2 protein-coding genes are annotated in these 1,141 nt (G+C 33.3%); both read right to left on the bottom strand.

What is annotated here, in order from left to right; translation table 11 throughout:
- Nucleotides 1–99: 99 nt before the first annotated feature.
- Nucleotides 100–390 (bottom strand): addiction module antidote protein, encoded by a 291-nt coding sequence (locus FTV42_RS17210; RefSeq protein WP_004787581.1) that lies wholly within the window; start codon nt 388–390, stop codon nt 100–102.
- Nucleotides 391–393: 3 nt separating this feature from the next.
- On the bottom strand, nt 394–690 hold the full coding sequence (locus tag FTV42_RS17205; RefSeq protein WP_004787583.1) for a type II toxin-antitoxin system RelE/ParE family toxin: 297 nt from the start codon (nt 688–690) through the stop codon (nt 394–396).
- Between the last annotated feature and the right edge of the window lie 451 nt (nt 691–1,141).

The raw sequence follows: 1,141 nt of genomic DNA, 5'->3' as shown, positions 1-1,141 counted from the left end.
AAAGATCTTTTTAATGGATTTATTTGGGATAAGACCTAAATTTCGCATAAGAGATTTTATGTTAAATAAGATGGAACTTAGACAAAATTTTATTAATAGTTATGCATTCTGCACAGTTAGTTTTAGACCTAAAGCATTTACTACACGATTAATCGTATCAAAACGAGGTGCTGAATCTTGACGGAGTGCTTTGTAAAGTGCTTCACGTCCAATTCCTGCTTCTTTAGCGATTTGAGTCATACCACGAGCTTTAGCAATTACACCAAGTGCATGAGCTAGTTCAGCAGGGTCATTCTCTTCAAGAACCATATTAAGATACATTACAATATCTTCTTCACTCTTAAGTGCTTCTGCCATGTCAAAGCTAGGTAGATCAGCTATTTTAACCATTTTTCAATCCTCTAAAGATTTTGATAAATCAACAGCTCGTTCTATATCCTTTTGCTGTGTAGATTTATCACCACCTCCAAGCATCACAATGATTACATCACCATGTTTGATGTAATACATGCGCCAACCTGGTCCGAAGAACTCTCGCATTTCCCAAACACCTTCTTGAAGATGCTTTACATCGCCCCAATTACCACGCTGAACCTTATCTAATCTTCGATTCAGTTTAAGACGGGTCATACTGTCTTTAATGCTATCTAGCCATTCATCAAATTCAGGGAGACGTTTAATCTCGGTCATGAAAGTTCCTCTTTATTGTATTCGATCGAATACACAACATTATAATGAATATATTTTATGAGTAAATGAAATAATAAGAATATATTTTATCAATTGATTATTTAATAACCTATGTTCTTGGCAAAAGGTATCAAACCTGCTCATAAAAAAGCCGACTTGTTTCTAAGTCGGCTTTTTACTGTTTTTGAAGTCAGTCAAAATTTTATAACTATATGAAAAACAATAATATTTTAAATTGCGTTTCGTATAAGCTCTATTATGTTAAATAATTAAGGATAAAAGCTTTATTACTAAATAGAACAGTTGCTTAAAGCAGTATAGAGTTAAGTTTGCATTTTAATATCAAGTTGTCTTTCAGCACCGATAATCACCATACGAATCCCATTTTCAAAAATGTCATCCGCATTCATATTTTGTAAGGTATTCACTCCTTGGAGCATGAGTGGATATA

The sequence above is a fragment of the Acinetobacter sp. YH16052 genome (assembly GCF_013417155.1).
In the GTDB taxonomy this organism is placed as follows: domain Bacteria; phylum Pseudomonadota; class Gammaproteobacteria; order Pseudomonadales; family Moraxellaceae; genus Acinetobacter.
Note: the sequence above shows the minus strand (reverse complement) of the source record. Positions and strands in the feature narration are given on the sequence as shown.